This window comes from Shewanella sp. MF05913, assembly GCF_059758095.1.
Genome location: NZ_JCAYNT010000017.1, coordinates 85702 through 103062, shown reverse-complemented (window position 1 = coordinate 103062; position 17361 = coordinate 85702). Strand labels below are relative to the sequence as shown.

The window sequence follows — 17361 nt, the reverse complement described above, 5'->3', positions numbered from 1 at the left end:
AGTTTAAATTTTTTGATTGCCTACATTCCGAAGAACAAGAAGACAATTTCGAATAACTCAATACCTGTGAATGTCCACACAGATTTCTTGTTTAGATTGTTAAAGAGCGTACTAATACCAAAAGAATTAATCTTTCGCTTAGTGGCCGTTGACGCTAGGTCCTTGGCTTGGGCTGCGTATTCTACGCTTTCCCGTCTCGGCGTCAAGTGTTTTTTCAAACTTTCTTTTCGCCTTGAAGGTTTCAATTTGAATCCTTCAAACTGACTCGTCATTGGCGTGAGCCGCTTGCCGTGTCAGTGGTTGCGCATTATAGGGAGCTTAAAATATTGTGCAAGCGTAAAAAGCAGAAATATGACAAAAACATGACTGAGAGGTGTTTTTTCAATCGAAAAGAACAAAAAAAGGACTATTCGTCCCTTTTTTGGCTATTTTGCTCGGTTCTAGCCACCAAAGAATCGTGTTTCCTGTTTGATTTCTATTGGACTACCGTCTATTTGTGCATTGATCTTAATGTCTATCTTGGTAATGGTTCTTTTTAGCTCAATAGGATCAACCGCAATACTAATAGGTAGGGTTAACACTTCACCCGCTTCAATCGCAACATGTTGTGGGCCAATCCACTGAGCGTTTGCTAGACCTTCTACACTTAAGTCATATTCTTGTGGTTGTTCTGTCTTGTTAAGGATTTTAATGGTGAAGGTATTTTCAGTATTCCCTTGGCTGTTTTCACGGAATAATGAATTACGATCACGAATCACATCCATACGTACCGGTGCAATGGTCGCACTAGCATAAATAAAGACGAGAATCATGACGGTGAGTACCACGCCATAACCGACCAGTTTAGGTCTTAATACTTTCTCTTCTATATTGTCGAGTTTGTTTTCGGTGGTATAACTAATTAAGCCTTTGTCGTAGCCCATGCGCTCCATTGTGTTGTCGCACGCATCGATACACGCACCACAGTTAATACATTCGTATTGCAAACCATTACGAATATCAATACCTGTTGGGCATACCTGCACACACAAGTCACAGTCGATACAGTCACCTAAGCCCATCTCTTTAGGATCTTGCTTGCGTGTTCTTGGACCTCGAGTTTCACCGCGTTTTGTGTCGTAACCTACTATATAGGTATTTTTATCAAACATTGCAGCTTGGAAGCGAGCATACGGGCACATGTGAATACACATGATTTCACGCATCCAACCAGCATTACCGTATGTAGCGAAGGTAAAGAAGATTACCCAGAAATAGATGCCGCCACTGGCATTAAGGGTAATAAAGTCGATGTAGAGTTCTCGACTCGGAACAAAGTAGGATACGAATGTGGTGGCGGTGAGTAATGAAATTAATAACCACGATGTGTGCTTAGCGGCTTTGCGCCATAATTTATTAACACTCCATGGCATTTGATCGAGTTTGATGCGCTTATTACGTGCGCCTTCGAACTTCTCTTCAAACCAGATGAAGATAAATGTCCATACGGTTTGTGGACAGGTATAACCGCACCAAACTCGACCTAGGTAGGTTGTGACAAAAAACAGCCCAAATGCGGCGATAGTAAAGAGTGCTGCGAGCAAGGTAAGATCTTGTGGCCAAATCGTTAAGCCAAACACGTGAAACTTTTGCTCGGCTAGATTAAACCATACCGCTTGGCGATCTCCCCAAGGTAACCAAGGTAGTAATAAAAAGAATAACATGGCTATCCATCCCATCTGACGACGTAATGTCGTCCACATGCCATCAATAGCGCGTACGTAAATACGGTTGCGCGGATTGAAACGGTCTGCTTTACTGGCATCAGGTTGGTGGATTTTAATACGTTGTTGTTTAGAGAAATCCTTGGGGTTAGATTCTTTCGTCATTTTACAGCCTTACTGCTTTAATATTGAACGATAACTAGCTTATTATATAGGTAATAACACATTATTGGATAAAAAGATGAGAGGCTGGATAGGTTTAGCAATAATCGCGGGCGTTATTTATTATTTCGCGACAGAAACAGACAAACTTGATAAGCCAATTAATGACATCAAGAGTATGTTCACTAAGGCTGACAATAAGCTAGATTCGATGACAGGCACAAAAATCATCCGCGTCGACAAGCATATTCCACAAGTTAAAGCAGAAATTTACGAGCGATTATCGACGATAGAAATTCGCGAGCTAGATGGTATATTTGTGAGCAATGAAAGTATTGCTGAGTTTAAAAATCAATACTGCAATAGCAGTGCCCGTCACCCGGTTTTTAGCAAAGAGAATCTACAATTTATTTGCGATAAAATCTGAGTGAGTTAACGCTTTTACGGTAACAAATTGACCTAAGTATCAAATAAGCCTAGCCTTTGTGTAATATTTACAATAGGGGCTAGGTTTTTTTATGACACAATCACAACCTGAATCAGTATCAGACATCTTTGACCCAGCCTTATGGGATGTTGTCGAAGGATTCAACTTTGAAGACATCACTTATCATCGCGCAAAATCCCAGGGGACTGTGCGTATCGCAATCGACCGTCCAGATTGCCTTAACTCATTTCGTCCTAAAACCGTAGACGAACTCTTTTTGGCTTTAGACCATGCCAGGCAATGGTCTGATGTGGGTTGCGTACTCTTAACCGGTAATGGTCCTTCGGCAAAAGGGCAGTATTCATTTTGTGCGGGCGGAGATCAACGCATACGCGGAAAAGATGGCTATAAATACGAAGGCGCTGAAGAAGGTCAACCCGATGTTGCGCGTATGGGCCGCTTACATATATTAGAAGTGCAACGGATGATCCGCTTTATGCCTAAAGTGGTCATTGCGGTTGTGCCTGGTTGGGCTGTTGGCGGCGGCCACAGTTTGCATGTAGTGTGTGATTTAACGTTAGCATCTAAAGAACATGCTGTATTTAAGCAAACCGACCCTGATGTAGGCAGTTTTGACTCTGGATACGGCAGTGCTTACTTAGCCAAGATGATTGGTCAAAAACGCGCTCGTGAAATTTTCTTCCTTGGCTTTAATTACACCGCCGAAGAAGCCTTCAATATGGGCATGGTTAACCGAGCGATACCACATGCTGAACTGGAAACAGAAGCATTAGCTTGGGCCAAAGAGATTAACTCAAAATCGCCGACAGCAATGCGCATGCTTAAATATGGCTTTAACATGACGGACGATGGTTTAGTGGGCCAGCAACTGTTTGCAGGTGAGGCAACTCGTTTGGCTTATGCGAGCGAAGAGGCTCAGGAAGGTCGGGATGCATTTTTAGAAAAACGAGATCAGGATTTTTCGCGTTTTCCTTGGCACTACTAAGGCAGAGCTTATCTGCTAAGCGGGAAAATAGAACACTGCAACCTCATCGATAATAAAGGCCCTTTAAAGGGCTTTTATTTATTTTCGGTTAAAAGCCTTAACCCTAATCGAAATTACCACTTAAAACAATCGAATCAACCCTCTTTACATGATAATGAGAACTGTTATCATTAAATTAAATCAAACGGGGGTCTTCATCATGAAAAAAACAATCAGCTTTGCCATTTTACACTTCAGCGTTGCATTTACGATTACTTACTTATTAACAGGAAGTATTATTATTGGCGGTACGATTGCCCTACTTGAACCAGCGGTAAATACTGTTGTGTTTTATTTCCATGACAAAGTATGGAAGAACATTGAGTCCAAGCAAGCCAATGCGATAGAGATATCAGCTGAGCAGGCTCAGCTTGCGAGCTAGTAACACCATGGCAGCTCGAATAACCATGATGTTACCAAAGTAAAACTATACGCGTTTAACGATTGCGACGTCATAAGCCGCAAGGTTTGCACTGCCTAGCACATATTGACCTTGTAACTCACTCGGTACGGTTTGTGAGTAGCCTGCATAGTTAAATAAATAAGCATAATTACCACGTTGCACAAGACGCATGTCTTTTGGTAGTGCAATGGTTACTAGCCCTAATTCAGCCGCCAACACAGTAAAATACTCGAGTAAAAACGCATCACATGTCAGCGTTGCCACATAACTGGTATTTTGATGACGCGCGACCGCTGGGTTACCGTCATGATAAGTCGCGACAACACTAACACCCTCAGCAACCTCTAGCTCTTCACGCCAACACTGACTTTCAAATTTAGCCCCGTTAAAATGCAATACTTCACTGCAATCTGGACGAATGGTTTCGGTTGATAGCACTTTTACAGGCACTAATGCTTGCAACACGCCAGGCGCTAGCGTCGGTACTAATGACAATTCATCGGTTTTACTGCCTGAGCGCGGACCTATCACCAGGTGTACGTTAGCTTGCTGACATTTATCAACAAATGCTTGTGGCACGATGGGTAAACATGGTGCAACGACGAGAGCATACTGAGTTAAGTCGTGGTCTACTGATACAAAATCAACGGCTAACCCTAATTGGCGTAACGCTGAGTAATAAGCGAATTCAACCCGTTGATGATTATAACTGTCACCCTGACGTTCAATTTCGGTCACCCACTGGCTATTTGCCCCCGTTACAATCGCCACTTTAGCTTGTACAGGATCGCTAATGGTAAAATCAACTTTGGCCAATTCATCACGCATTTGTTCCACTTCAGACCAGGCTGCAGCTTTTGAATTGTCGTTACGCTTAATACCTGCATGCATCTGCTCTTGAGCAAAAGGCACTTGGCGCCAGCGGAAATAACATACGCAGTCAGCGCCATGAGCAAAGGCTTGCCACGACCATAGTCTGACCATGCCTTTTTCTGGACGCGGATTATGGTGCGCCCAGTTTACTGGACCAGGTTGCTGCTCCATCACCCAAAAGTTTTTATTGCTGACGCCACGGCTTTGGTCAAACGAATAGCTTGAAAAGTCAGGGTGACCGGTACGCATGTAGGGTTTAAATTGTTCCGCAGGCATGTGCTTAAAGAACATGTCTGAACGACCTAGCGGATAATTATCATAACTCACAAAATCAAGATTTTTGGCTAATGCAAAGTTATCTGCCTGCGTGTCTACCAGTGGAATAAAGTTGTGGGTGACAAAACGGTTAGGGGCATGGGCACGAATGATTTCAATCATCGCATCATGAAACTTAACCACTTGGTCAGAACTAAAACGACGATACGCCAATTGATGTGCAGGATTGGTTTCGGTCACGGCTAAGATAGGTAATTCGATTTGCTCAAAGTCTTGGTATTCCATCGACCAAAACACATTACCCCATGCTGTGTTAAGCTTTTCAACATCATGCTGGTAATAGCTTTTACACCACTGTTGAAACGCTAACTTAGCGACTAACGAACCGCTATGTGTTGTGTCATGACACGCTATTTCATTGTCGGTTTGCCAACCACAAACGCTTGGGTGCTTACCGTAACGCTCTGCTATCACCGTTGAAATACGCATGGCTTCACGGAAATAATTTTGGCTAGAAAAATCATAATGACGGCGCGAACCAAAACCACGAGTGGTGCCGGTATTAATGTCGACAGGTAAAATGTCTGGGTATTTATCGATTAGCCATTTAGGAGGCGTTGCCGTTGGGGTGCACATGATCACCTGCAGCCCTTCATTAGCAAGCGTTTCAATCGCACGGTCTAACCACTCAAAAGAATACTCTCCGTCGCGAGCCTCAATTCTAGACCACGCAAACTCACCAATTCGCACATACTGTAATCCGAGCTGACGCATTTCTTTCGCGTCTTGTTGCCACATAGATTCAGGCCAATGCTCTGGGTAATAGCAAACTCCTAACATGTTACTCTCCAATAAATTGTGCTTAAAACCTCAGGTGAACACTAGAATCACAGTTATTTTGTTCTAATGTTATAGCCCGAACAATGGTTATTTGACGAAATTTTAATGACAGATAATATACTAACTTAGTATTTATATGATATATAGTATTTTAAATAACGGGTTCTTTGTTGCCGCGAATATTAGTGGCTCAATCCATGGCATTACGCTTTAATTATGTAGCACAGAACCGTTAAACGAGACTCTCAATCAAGGAATGTTTACTCATGTCGGATCACCCACAATTCGTTTTGCTAAATGGCCAGCACACCAGCTTGGTTGTTGATTGCAGCAATAAAACCCCAGCAATCTTATATTTTGGCAAAAAGCTATCGTCAAAAACCACCTACGACATGATGAAACAACTTAGCACAAGGCAAGAAGCTAAGTGTTCTGTTGTGATTGAGGCACCGATTTCGCTGTCGCCTTTAATGGGTGAAGGCTTTACTGGTGCACCTGGTATTGAAGTGTTTGATAACAACATTGCTTGGTCTATTGGCGGCGCACTAACCTCGGTTATCCAACCCTCTGCCAACGAAGCGATTTTTGAGTCTATCGACAGTTTACGTCACTTAAGCGTAAAACATCATTTAACGCTAGACCCCCACTCTGACGTACTCAGTGCCACCACCGAATTAACCAACTTAGGTAATAGCACTGTTAATGTGAACTGGTGTGCAGCGCCTACTATTCCAATGCCATTGCATATCGACCAAATTATGTCTTTTGAAGGCCGTTGGTCTAATGAGTTTCAACGTAAATCGTTCGATATGTTCTTAGGCAGCTTTGTGCGTGAAAACCGTAAAGGTAAAACGTCGCACGACAACTTCCCAGGCATGGTAATGCACAACAAACTGACCCACGAACAAAGTGGTGAATGTTATGGCTTCCACTTAGGTTGGAGTGGTAACCACAAAATGCGCGCAGAACTATTGGCTGAAGGTCGCAGTTATGCGCAATTAGGCGAGTTATTAATGCCAGGAGAACTCGCCCTAGCACCTAATGAGTCTTACACCAGCCCGACACTTTATACCGCATACTCAAACCAAGGTTTTAGTGGGTTGTCGCATCATTTTCACCAGTTTGTACGTCAATCATTAATCACCGACAAAGTGCGCCAAAAACCACGCCCAGTGCATTACAACACCTGGGAAGGGATTTATTTTGACCATGATGTCGCGGTTTTACAGTCACTCGCCACTCAAGCGGCAGACATTGGTGCAGAGCGCTTTGTACTTGATGACGGTTGGTTTAAAGGGCGTCGTGGTGACTTTGCCGGTTTAGGTGATTGGACTGTTGACCGTGAAATCTACCCAGACGGTTTGCAGCCATTAATTGATCATGTCAATAACGTCGGCATGGAGTTTGGTTTATGGTTTGAACCAGAAATGGTTAACCCAGACAGTGACTTGTATCGTAACCATCCAGAATGGGCACTGCAAACTGCAGGCAACGATCAACTTCAATTTAGAAAACAGTTGGTGCTAGACATGACCAACCCTGCGGTAACAGATTATTTATTTAATGCGATTAACGACATTTTGGTTGAGTACCCGCAAATCGTTTACATAAAGTGGGACATGAACCGCGACTTAAACCACGCGGGTAACCTAGCTGGCAAGCCAGCAGTACACCAACAAACACTGGCGGCTTATGCCTTGATTGAACGCTTAAAACAAGCAAACGCGCATGTTGAAATAGAAAGCTGTTCGTCTGGTGGTGCTCGTGTTGATTATGGCGTACTGCGTTATACCGATCGAGTTTGGACGTCAGATTCAAATGACGCACTAGACCGACTTACCATTCAACGTGGTTGTTCATTCTTTTTCCCAGCAGAAGTGATGGGCGCTCACGTAGGTCCACGCGATTGTCATATTACAGGCCGCAATATTAGTATTGCCATGCGCGCCGCGGTAGCGTTCTTTGGTCACATGGGGATTGAAATGGACCCGCGTGAATTAACCGACGACGAACGTCAGCAATTACAACAAATCATTAAACTGCACAAAAAGCATCGTCAATTGATCCACAGCGGCAAGCTAGTACGCTTAAATTCCGATGGAGACTCAATTAATTTTGGTATTGTTAACGATAACCAGTCACAAGGCTTATTTGCTTATAACAGCGTAAAAGAAACCCAACGTACTAATCCGCCTAAGTATCATTTTGCCGGATTAGATGCAGACAAAGATTACACTTTGTCATTGGTGTGGCCGGCTGGGTTCTCGTTCTATTCGCAATCAATATTGAGCGTAATAGAAAACCAAACCTTTAGCGGTGAAGCATTGATGACCTTTGGTATGCAATTGCCGATTACCTTCCCGCAGACTTCATTGATTTTTGAGTTAAACCAAGTCAAATAAAAGGTTTTACCCATTCAACTTATCCCCATAAGCAAAAGAGCATCTAGATTAGATGCTCTTTTTATTATAGACAGATGCTCTTTTTATTATCGGCTTATCGACTTACGATTATAACTTCGACTCAATCAACTCAAGCGCTTCTTCTAAAATCATCGACACCGCTGCACGTGTTTGTTGTGGATTGCGTGCTTTTATCGCTTCAAAAATCTCAGCGTGTTTTTGTACGTCTGCGCCCGGTACACCTTTAATTTTATTGGTGTAGCGAATACTGACTCTAAGCGCAGTGCTGATAAACTCAGTCAACTGCACAAAAAACCGATTACCACTGGCAATCAAAATACTGGTATGAAAAGCAATGTCGGCTTCTAACGGATCATCTAATCCTTGCTCTGCTTCTACCATGCGTTCTAGGGCTTTTTCGATTGAGGCTATTTGCTCGTCAGACGCATTCATGGCGGCAAGTGCCGCAGCTTGTGGCTCTAACGCAACACGTACTTGAGTAAATTCTTTTAATAACGCTAATGACGGCTTGCTGCTCAAAATCCACTTTAATACGTCGGTATCAAACATGTTCCAATGGCTTTCTGGCAACACTCGAATACCTTGCTTAGGCCGCGATGATATCAACCCTTTAGCAGACAACATCTTAACCGCTTCACGAGTAGAACTGCGGCTTACATTATATTCAATACATAAATCAGCTTCTGACGGCAAACCTTCACCAACAGGGTAAACCCCTTTAACAATGGCGATACCTAAATCATGGGTGAGTTGGTGGGTTAAATTTTGACGCGGTGAAGTGCTCATGCCTTTTACTGTCCAATACTTAGTACATAAATCTGTTATATCATATTTAAATGCAATAACGATATAACTTTGTTTTACTCGTTGTTAATGTTAAAAATAACTAAAAATAAATAGTATTTATCGGATTAAGTTGTTAATCCAAAGTACCGCTAGTTAACCATAATCAAAAATAATAGGTTTGGAGCGTTATCTGTGAGTCAGTCCACTCAGTACCAAGACTTAACAAACAAAGTCATCTTTATTACCGGCGGAGCCAGTGGTATTGGTGCGGCAATGGTTGAAGCCTTTGCCCGCCAACATGCCAAAGTGGCCTTTATCGATATAGACCAGCAAGCGGCTGATGCGCTTAAACAAAAACTGGCACAAAATGAACTCACCTCTATTTGGTTTCGCGCTGTCGATGCCACCGATTCTGAGTCGCTGCAGTTAGCCATTAGAGACGTTGCTGAGCATTTTGGTCGCTTTGATGTGTTAATCAATAATGTCGCCAATGATGCACGCCAAGATGTTGAAACGATTTCGGCACACGACTGGCACAAATGCATGCAAATCAACCTAGACCCAGCCTTTTTTGCCTCCCAAGCAGCGTACACCCAAATGAAACTCCAGCATTCGGGCAGCATTATTAACTTCAGCTCAATTACGGCATTATTAGGTTCACAACAAATGACCGGCTATGTGACGGCAAAAGCGGGCTTAATTGGGATGACACGCTCATTGTCTCGTGAATTTGGTGAGGCTGGGATCCGCGTCAATGCCATTTTACCGGGATGGGTGGCCACAGAAAAACAACTCGCGAGTTGGCTTACTGAACAAGAAGAACAAAAATGGACCGATGCTATGGCATTAAAACGTCGTATCACCCCAGAGGACGTCGCTAAGTTAGCACTATTTTTAGCATCCGATAACAGTGAACTCATCACCGGACAGTGTATTAATATTGACGGTGGGAGAGCCTAGTTTGTTTACTGAACATCAACACTTTATTGCCGTAGATTGGGGAACAAGCCATTTACGCGCTTACCTGTGTTTGGCCGAAGCCAATAAACCGCTTACCGTACTTGAGCAAGGCAACAATGTCGGCGTAAAGAAAATCATTACCGATTTTCAAACAACGTTAATGGACAGTATCGCGCCTTGGGCTGCACACTTTGGTAAATTACCCATATTGATGATAGGTCAAATAGGTTCCAGTATCGGCTGGAAAGAAACCCAATACCTAGCCTGTCCGATTTCGCCGACAGAAGTCATTAGCGCAGGCACCCGCTTTAATTGCCAGGGCCACCAAGTGACTATTTATCCAGGTTTGCGCTGTCAATTACACAACCATCTGCATGATTCTATGCGCGGCGAAGAGTTCCATTTGCTTGGTTGGTTAGCCATGGCACCACAGCACTTACAAGGTAGACATTTAGTGTGCTTACCGGGTACTCATACTAAATGGGTATTAATTGAAGATGGTAAAGTGGTGTTATTCAAAACGGCACTAACGGGTGAGTTATATGACTTATTGTCTTCTAATAGTGTCCTTATTCAAGAAAGAGTCTCTGATTTAGAGTTTGATTTTGACGCCTTTATTCAAGGGGCAGACTTTAGCTTATCTTCTGCGACCGACAATTTTGCTCATGGATTATTCAGTGTCCGCAGCAAACAATTGTTTGAGGGATACACCACCAAACAAGCCCACGCGTATTTGTCTGGTTTATTAATTGGTGGTGATGTGCGCGCCGCAAAATATGCCACGGAGTGGCAATTAACCCAATTAAGCTCGGTGGCCATTATTGGCCCGGCCCATCTTAATCAATGCTTTGCTAAGACACTTAATTTTTGCAATATCAACACTACATTATGGGATGTCACCGAAGCCACACTCGCGGGGTTCAATGTGGTGTACCAGCAAGCGATAAAAGCCAGTAATGATTAGTCTCTCATCTTGTATTGGCGAGCTTATTCAGGTTATTCCCTCACAAAACCAATTGGGGGAAAATGCCTTATGGCACCCGCAGCATCGGGCAATTTATTGGATAGATATTATGGCGGGCGACATCCATAAATACACTATCGATGACCAAACTCACCAACAATATCATTTACCTTACCGTATCGGCAGTTTTGCATTTTTAGCAGACCAGGATGCACATCAAGTGATTGTGGCATTTGAGCAAGGTTTCGCGCTGTATCATCTTGAAACACACGCAATGACCTGGCTTAGCCAACCCGAAGTCACGCTACTTGGTAATCGTTTTAATGATGGTCGCACCGACCGATGCGGCCATTTTTGGGCTGGTACCATGGTTGAAACACGCCACACGCCTGAGCAACGAGGTAGCCTTTATCGAGTTGATAGCCAAGGGCAACACCATAAAACCTTTAGCGATATAATGATATCGAACGGCTTATGTTGGAGCCCTGATGGCAGTATCATGTATCACGCTGACTCTGAGCGCCATTGTATTTATCAGTACAATTATTGCCAGCAAAGCCATGCATTAAGCCAAAAGCAACTCTTTGCCACAACAAAAAATCATGTATTCCCTGATGGTTCTACCGTGGATACCGACGGTTTTATGTGGAATGCGCAATGGGGCGATCACAGCGTAGTGCGCTATAACCCTGATGGTGAAATAGTTGAAAAACTGGTTGTTCCTGCGGTGCAGCCATCAAGTGTGGCAATAGGTGGGCCTAACTTAGATTGGCTAATTGTCACCACATCTCGTATCGAATTATCACCACAACAATTACTAGACTTCCCGTTGTCTGGCAATGTGTTTATTTACCAATTACATAATGTCACAGGTATTGTCGACACCCCTTGTGGCCTGCTAAAAGCCTAAATTAAAACGCCAATATCAACAGTGATATTGGCGTGTAATATGATTTAACTTAACCTCAGCTCGGGCCAATACGGCTTACCTAGCCCGCCTGCTGCGAAGCCTCAACCACGTTAGCCTGAGCCGCCTGCATATAGTTGCTCAGTTGCTGTTGTTGCTCTGCAGAAAAATGTAATCCGAGTTTCGTTCGACGCCACAGCACATCATGGCTAGTGCAAGCCCATTCGTTTGCCATCACATAATCAACTTCAGCTTGATAAAGCCCATAGCCAAAATCGATGCCTAATACTTCAGCCGAACTTGCATCATTTAGAATATATTGGGTTCTCGAGCCGTATGTCCGTAATAAACGACCGAGGCTCTTAGGTGTTAGCCACTGATATTGCTGCTGATAAATACGGGTTAACTCGGCTAAATGACTAAAATCACCGCCGGGTAATACTTGCTGCGCAGTCCAAGCCTTGCCCATGTTAGGGTGAAACGGCTTAAGTCGATTCACTGCCGCTTCGGCCAGTTTACGATATGTGGTAATTTTACCGCCAAATACCGACAACAATGCCGCTTTGCCTTTAGGGGCATCAACAATAAAGGTGTAATCACGCGTAACAGATTGAGCCGATTCTGACTCATCATCCATCAAGGGTCTCACCCCAGAAAAGGTATGCACAATGTCTTGTTCACTAATCGTAGTTTTAAAATAATGATTAGTAATATTAACCAGATAATCAATTTCTTGCTGATCAATTTTCACATCTTTGGGATCACCAACAAAATCAACATCCGTGGTGCCAATCAATGAAAAATCATCTTCAAATGGGATCACAAACACAATTCGCTGATCTTCATTTTGTAAAATATAAGCGTGGGGTTGCTGGTGGATTTTAGGCACCACAATATGGCTACCTTTTACTAAACGAATTTTTTGCGGTGAAGGTTGCTTGATAACATGACTAAATAAACTCGACACCCAGGGACCAGAAGCATTCACCACGGTTTTAGCCAGCACATCGCGCACCGATTGATCAGCATGGTTTTGTAAGCTTAAACGCCAAAACTCGCCCTGACGCTCAGCATTAATACATCGCGTTTGGGTACAAATTTGCGCACCTAACTCTTTAGCCGCTAGCGCATTTAACACCACTAAGCGAGAGTCATCTACCCAGGCATCTGAATATTCAAAACCTTGAACAAAGCTTGGTTTTAAAGGACTATCAGCACTAAACGCAATTTTTCTTGAACCGCTTAACGTAGCGCGTGAGGCCAAATTATCATATAAAAATAATCCAAGGCGGATCATCCATGCTGGGCGTAAATGCGCTTGATGCGGGAGTCTGAACGTTAATGGGGTAATTAAATGCGGCGCTTTTTTCAATAGCACTTCTCGCTCAGCCAAGGCTTCTTTAACTAAGCGAAACTCATAATGTTCTAAATAACGTAATCCGCCATGAATTAACTTACTGCTATTAGACGAAGTCGCCGAGGCTAAATCGTTTTGTTCACAGAGCAATACACTCAGTCCACGCCCTACTGCATCGGCCGCTATTCCAACACCGTTAATGCCACCGCCAATCACGACAACATCGACTATTTCTATATCGGCTTCCATTTACTTACCCATCCGCTCAAATAAATATGATAAATAATATATATTAGCCACATCATAGAGTGACTCAAGGCTCATTGACAAGCAGAATTAGAAAGATCTTGTCGAAATTGATTACATCTTGTTAAATAAAATACTTAATAGTAGTATTTATCATATAAATTGAATTTGTATAATTTATCGTCGCATGAATGTTGCCCAACAAAACGGTAAAGCAACAGCATCAACATAGATAAAAGGATTGCCATGAGCCAGTTTGAATTTACCCACAGACGAAAAAACCCGTTAACGGGTAATTGGGTGCTAGTGTCGCCGCACAGAAATAACCGCCCATGGTTAGGTGCGACTGAGAAAAATGCCCCTTCAAACCTACCAGAACACGATGAGACATGCCCATTGTGCCCAGGTAATCAACGCGCTAATGATGTCCATAATCCTCAATATGAAAAAACATTTGTGTTCACCAATGACTTTGGTGCACTCACTCCACAGGTCGCGGAGCAAGCAGCACTACTTGAAACAAACCCATTATTTGAAATAGAAGCCGCTACGGGTGAGTGCCGGGTGATTTGCTTTTCACCTAAACACAATAAAACCTTACCCGAGCTGCCTGTTAATGAGATTAAAGACGTTGTCGACACCTGGAAGCAGCACTATATAGAATTGTCTGTTCAGTATGCTTGTGTGCATATTTTTGAAAATAAAGGCGCTGTAATGGGCTGTTCACAACCGCACCCACATGGGCAGGTTTGGGCGCACAACCATTTATCGACAGAAATCCAATTAGAACAAGCCAGCCAACATCAATATCAACAAACACACGGCAGCAATTTACTCGCCGATTATGTTAAGCGTGAAATAGCCGATGGTGAACGCGTGGTATACCAAAATGACCACTGGCTAGTTGTTGTACCATTTTGGGCGGCATGGCCATTTGAAACGTTATTAGTGAGTAAAGATGACGTACGTCATTTTGGCCAATTAACTGAAGCGCAATCAACCGCTCTCGCTGACGCCATAAAAGTGCTCACTACTCGTTATGACAACGTGTTTAATTGCAGTTTCCCATACTCAATGGGTTGGCACTGTGCCCCAAGTGACTTAGACGATGATAGCCACTGGCGCATGCATGCACACTTTTATCCACCGTTATTGCGCTCTGCTACGGTAAAAAAACACATGGTCGGCTATGAGATGTTAGCCGAAAGCCAACGCGACTTAAGCCCTGAAACCGCTGCGAAAATATTAAAAAATGCCAGCGACGTACACTACACCGAAGGAAATCAACATGACTAACAACGCGCTGCAGGCATTGTTTACCCAGCAATATGGATCAGATGCGCAAGGTGTGGTCAGCGCACCGGGTCGTGTTAATTTAATAGGTGAATTTACCGATTACAACCAGGGGTATGTTTTACCTTGCGCCTTAACATTTCGCACTCAAGTGCTTTTTCGTTTACGCGACGACAATAACGTTAGTGTTATCTCGACCATGTATCCTAATGAGCAAGAAGGCTTTGAGGTTAATCAAACGATTACTCAAGGTAGCTCGCAATGGGGTAACTACATTCGTGCAGTCGCTTTTGTACTAAACCGTGCGGGCCACCAGCTAAATGGCGTTGATTTACTGATTGAAAGCAACGTCCCTCAAGGCAGTGGTTTGTCATCATCTGCAGCCCTTGAAGTGGCAATTGCAGGTATGTTTAATCACGTGTGTGGTTTGAATCTTAGCGAAGAGCAAATTGCGTTATTTGGCCAAGAAGCCGAAAACGACTTTATGGATTGCCAATGCGGCATTATGGATCAGCTTATTTCAGCTAAAGGTCAACAAGACCAAGCCTTATTGATTGACTGCCAAAACCTACACACTCAAGCGGTAACCATTCCTACCGACTTATCGATTGTAATTGTTAATTCAAACTATCCACGTAAATTAGTCGACAGTGAATACAACCAACGCCGCATAGACTGTGAACAAGCCGCAAGCAAAATGGGCTTAACCACATTACGCGACGCTAATTTAACATTACTAGCACAAACAAAACCACAAATGAGCGCAGACGAATTTGCCCGCGCCCATCATGTTATTACTGAAAACGACCGCGTGATTGCCGCCACCAAAGCACTAGCCAACAACGACATTGATCAACTGCGAATATTGATGACCGCATCACATCAATCGCTTAAGCATGATTTTGAAGTCACGGTGCCAGCAACCGACGGTTTAGTGCAAATTTGCCAACAAGCTCTGGGCGATCGTGGTGCAGTACGCATGACAGGAGGTGGTTTTGGCGGTGCGATTGTTTGTTTATGTCGTCATGAAGATGTGGCGGTCATTCAGCAAGCGGTTGAACAGCATTACTTTGCCAAGTTTAACCTGCAAGCCGACATCTATGTGTGTACCGCAGGTAACGGACTGACAGTACAGCCATTCTAAATCGACCATCATTAATCAAACAGTCATCTATGCGGGCATGAACTAGCGCCCGCTATGCATCAGCCTTATTGATGCTTATGGAAATGAACTACCGAAAAGGACAGCATTGATATGTTCAAAAAAACACTCATTTGTGCAGCACTTATATGCCTAGGTACGACCTCAGTAGTGACCGCAAAAACACTTAGCACTGACGTAAAACCTGCACCGCAACCAGAACAGCTTTACCCAACACAGTTGCCCAAAGAAGCTTTACCAGAATTAGCTCAAGTTGGCCAATATCCAGTTGGCGTAAAAACGGTTCAGCTGGTGAATAAACAGCAATTTAACCCGAGCAGCCAAACCCTTGAAGACCGCAAGCTAACCGTAGAAGTCTGGTACCCAACCAATAAAACCCCAACGACCACAACCAAAGCAGTTTACCGTGACGAAACGCGCTTAGACTTACCCTTTGCATTACAAGGCAATGCCACTCGCGACGCTGAAGTGGTTAACTTAACAGGCCAGCCATTCCCATTAGTGGTGTTATCGCACGGCTATACCGGTTATCGCACCATTATGTTTTATTTGGCAGAGCATTTAGCCTCACACGGTTATGTGGTGGCAGCACTTGATCATACCGACTCGACCAATGCCGACGTCGACATGGTTAATGCACCGTTTAGTGGTTTTTTTAGTACGCTACTGAATCGCTCTCGCGATCAGCAATTTACTCTTGATTATTTTACTAACACAGACAATTTTGTTAGCAGCATAATCGACACTCAACGTGCTGGATTAATTGGTTATTCAATGGGCGGCTATGGTGCGGTAAATACCGTTGGTGGTTGTTATCAATTTAATCAACAAACTGCTGCCACGTTTACCGGCAGTAAAGATGTGAATGTGATTAATGGTGCGATTGCATTGCTCAATACCTGTGCTGGTGGTCAATCTGCACCAGCAAAAGTCGACCCTAAATGGAAAGCCATGATAGCCATGGCACCTTGGGGCGGTAACTATCAACTGTTTAATCCTGAGTCACTTGCCAAAATCACTACGCCAACGTTATATGTTTCTGGCGATCTTGATGATATTTCAGGATACAAAGGCATCCAATCGCTATACCAACAAACTGGTGGCGACAGCACTTATATGCTTACCTATCACAACGCACGCCACAACATAGCACCTCATCCTGCACCACAAGTTGCTTACCAAAATGAAATAGACCTTGGCCATTACTTTGAGCCAGCATGGAGCAACACTCAACTCAACACCATCAATAAACACTTCGCATTAGCCATGATGGATTGTCATGTTAAAAATCAACAAGATAAATGTACATTCTTACAACTCAATGGCCAATCAAACGAACAAGATGCCCAAGGCAACCCAACACCCGCATGGAAAGGATTTGCCCATCGCTACGCGACAGGCATGTCATGGGATATGAAAACGCCTAAGTCTTAGTCATTTTGCGATTACCATTCTGAAAATAAACTGTCGACATTTGACGGTTTATTTTTAAGGAATCACCGTTCTGAATTAACAAGCCATCAACATATATTGA

At 43.5% G+C, this 17361-nt stretch carries 14 protein-coding genes; 10 read left to right on the top strand and 4 right to left on the bottom strand.

Going from position 1 to position 17361, the window contains the following annotated elements; genetic code table 11:
* Positions 1-440 precede the first annotated feature (440 nt).
* Positions 441-1868: a cytochrome c oxidase accessory protein CcoG gene (ccoG, locus tag AC19MV_RS17655; protein ID WP_498309193.1), complete on the bottom strand. Its 1428-nt coding sequence runs from the start codon at positions 1866-1868 to the stop codon at positions 441-443.
* Positions 1869-1944: 76 nt separating this feature from the next.
* Here ccoG and AC19MV_RS17650 point away from each other — a divergent pair, with 76 nt between their 5' ends.
* The 3 genes from AC19MV_RS17650 to AC19MV_RS17640 all read left to right on the top strand — a co-directional run bounded on the left by AC19MV_RS17650 (position 1945) and on the right by AC19MV_RS17640 (position 3719).
* On the top strand, positions 1945-2292 hold the full coding sequence (locus AC19MV_RS17650; RefSeq protein WP_432403440.1) for a hypothetical protein: 348 nt from the start codon (positions 1945-1947) through the stop codon (positions 2290-2292).
* Between the two features lie 91 nt (positions 2293-2383).
* Positions 2384-3298 carry a 1,4-dihydroxy-2-naphthoyl-CoA synthase gene (locus AC19MV_RS17645; protein ID WP_432403438.1) on the top strand — a complete coding sequence of 305 codons (915 nt, stop codon included), beginning with the start codon at positions 2384-2386 and terminating at the stop codon, positions 3296-3298.
* A 199-nt stretch (positions 3299-3497) separates the two neighbouring features.
* Positions 3498-3719 (top strand): DUF2061 domain-containing protein, encoded by a 222-nt coding sequence (locus tag AC19MV_RS17640; protein WP_498299259.1) that lies wholly within the window; start codon positions 3498-3500, stop codon positions 3717-3719.
* A 45-nt stretch (positions 3720-3764) separates the two neighbouring features.
* On the opposite strand, the gene AC19MV_RS17635 is transcribed toward AC19MV_RS17640, so the two are convergent.
* On the bottom strand, positions 3765-5729 hold the full coding sequence (locus tag AC19MV_RS17635; RefSeq protein WP_498309191.1) for a beta-galactosidase: 1965 nt from the start codon (positions 5727-5729) through the stop codon (positions 3765-3767).
* Between the two features lie 266 nt (positions 5730-5995).
* Between AC19MV_RS17635 and AC19MV_RS17630 the strand changes: the two genes are divergently transcribed.
* Entirely contained in the window at positions 5996-8131 is a 2136-nt protein-coding gene (locus AC19MV_RS17630; RefSeq protein WP_498309189.1) for an alpha-galactosidase, read from the top strand.
* Between the two features lie 108 nt (positions 8132-8239).
* Here the strand turns inward: AC19MV_RS17630 and AC19MV_RS17625 are convergent, their stop codons facing one another.
* Positions 8240-8938: a FadR/GntR family transcriptional regulator gene (locus AC19MV_RS17625; RefSeq protein WP_432403429.1), complete on the bottom strand. Its 699-nt coding sequence runs from the start codon at positions 8936-8938 to the stop codon at positions 8240-8242.
* A 192-nt stretch (positions 8939-9130) separates the two neighbouring features.
* On the opposite strand from AC19MV_RS17625, the gene AC19MV_RS17620 reads away from it, so the two are divergent.
* Genes AC19MV_RS17620 through AC19MV_RS17610 form a run of 3 tightly spaced genes read left to right on the top strand, consistent with a single transcriptional unit; the run spans position 9131 to position 11772 of the window.
* Positions 9131-9898 (top strand): SDR family NAD(P)-dependent oxidoreductase, encoded by a 768-nt coding sequence (locus AC19MV_RS17620; RefSeq protein ID WP_498309187.1) that lies wholly within the window; start codon positions 9131-9133, stop codon positions 9896-9898.
* Between the two features lies 1 nt (position 9899).
* Positions 9900-10862, top strand: coding sequence for a 2-dehydro-3-deoxygalactonokinase (locus AC19MV_RS17615; protein ID WP_432403425.1), 963 nt, complete (start codon positions 9900-9902; stop codon positions 10860-10862).
* A complete protein-coding gene (locus AC19MV_RS17610; protein WP_498309185.1) occupies positions 10855-11772 on the top strand; it encodes an SMP-30/gluconolactonase/LRE family protein in 918 nt (305 codons plus the stop codon). The genes AC19MV_RS17615 and AC19MV_RS17610 overlap by 8 nt, the downstream gene beginning before the upstream one ends.
* A 79-nt stretch (positions 11773-11851) precedes the next feature.
* On the opposite strand, the gene glpD is transcribed toward AC19MV_RS17610, so the two are convergent.
* Positions 11852-13375: a glycerol-3-phosphate dehydrogenase gene (gene glpD, locus AC19MV_RS17605; RefSeq protein WP_498309183.1), complete on the bottom strand. Its 1524-nt coding sequence runs from the start codon at positions 13373-13375 to the stop codon at positions 11852-11854.
* 243 nt (positions 13376-13618) lie between these two features.
* Here glpD and AC19MV_RS17600 point away from each other — a divergent pair, with 243 nt between their 5' ends.
* From AC19MV_RS17600 to AC19MV_RS17590, 3 genes are all read left to right on the top strand, one after another.
* Positions 13619-14668, top strand: a complete 1050-nt coding sequence (locus tag AC19MV_RS17600; RefSeq protein ID WP_498309181.1) for a UDP-glucose--hexose-1-phosphate uridylyltransferase — start codon at positions 13619-13621, stop codon at positions 14666-14668.
* A complete protein-coding gene (galK, locus tag AC19MV_RS17595; protein WP_498309179.1) occupies positions 14661-15809 on the top strand; it encodes a galactokinase in 1149 nt (382 codons plus the stop codon). Before AC19MV_RS17600 ends, galK begins: the two co-directional genes overlap by 8 nt.
* 111 nt (positions 15810-15920) lie before the next feature.
* Positions 15921-17261 carry an alpha/beta hydrolase family protein gene (locus tag AC19MV_RS17590; protein ID WP_498309178.1) on the top strand — a complete coding sequence of 447 codons (1341 nt, stop codon included), beginning with the start codon at positions 15921-15923 and terminating at the stop codon, positions 17259-17261.
* Positions 17262-17361 lie beyond the last annotated feature (100 nt).

What these genes read in the sequence shown, in the direction of transcription:
- ccoG (WP_498309193.1), bottom strand. Translation starts at nt 1,868, where the DNA reads ATGACGAAAGAATCTAACCCCAAGGATTTCTCTAAACAACAACGTATT.
- AC19MV_RS17645 (WP_432403438.1), top strand. Translation starts at nt 2,384, where the DNA reads ATGACACAATCACAACCTGAATCAGTATCAGACATCTTTGACCCAGCC.
- AC19MV_RS17610 (WP_498309185.1), top strand. Translation starts at nt 10,855, where the DNA reads ATGATTAGTCTCTCATCTTGTATTGGCGAGCTTATTCAGGTTATTCCC.
- AC19MV_RS17640 (WP_498299259.1), top strand. Translation starts at nt 3,498, where the DNA reads ATGAAAAAAACAATCAGCTTTGCCATTTTACACTTCAGCGTTGCATTT.
- AC19MV_RS17635 (WP_498309191.1), bottom strand. Translation starts at nt 5,729, where the DNA reads ATGTTAGGAGTTTGCTATTACCCAGAGCATTGGCCTGAATCTATGTGG.
- galK (WP_498309179.1), top strand. Translation starts at nt 14,661, where the DNA reads ATGACTAACAACGCGCTGCAGGCATTGTTTACCCAGCAATATGGATCA.
- AC19MV_RS17650 (WP_432403440.1), top strand. Translation starts at nt 1,945, where the DNA reads ATGAGAGGCTGGATAGGTTTAGCAATAATCGCGGGCGTTATTTATTAT.
- AC19MV_RS17590 (WP_498309178.1), top strand. Translation starts at nt 15,921, where the DNA reads ATGTTCAAAAAAACACTCATTTGTGCAGCACTTATATGCCTAGGTACG.
- AC19MV_RS17600 (WP_498309181.1), top strand. Translation starts at nt 13,619, where the DNA reads ATGAGCCAGTTTGAATTTACCCACAGACGAAAAAACCCGTTAACGGGT.
- AC19MV_RS17625 (WP_432403429.1), bottom strand. Translation starts at nt 8,938, where the DNA reads ATGAGCACTTCACCGCGTCAAAATTTAACCCACCAACTCACCCATGAT.
- glpD (WP_498309183.1), bottom strand. Translation starts at nt 13,375, where the DNA reads ATGGAAGCCGATATAGAAATAGTCGATGTTGTCGTGATTGGCGGTGGC.
- AC19MV_RS17630 (WP_498309189.1), top strand. Translation starts at nt 5,996, where the DNA reads ATGTCGGATCACCCACAATTCGTTTTGCTAAATGGCCAGCACACCAGC.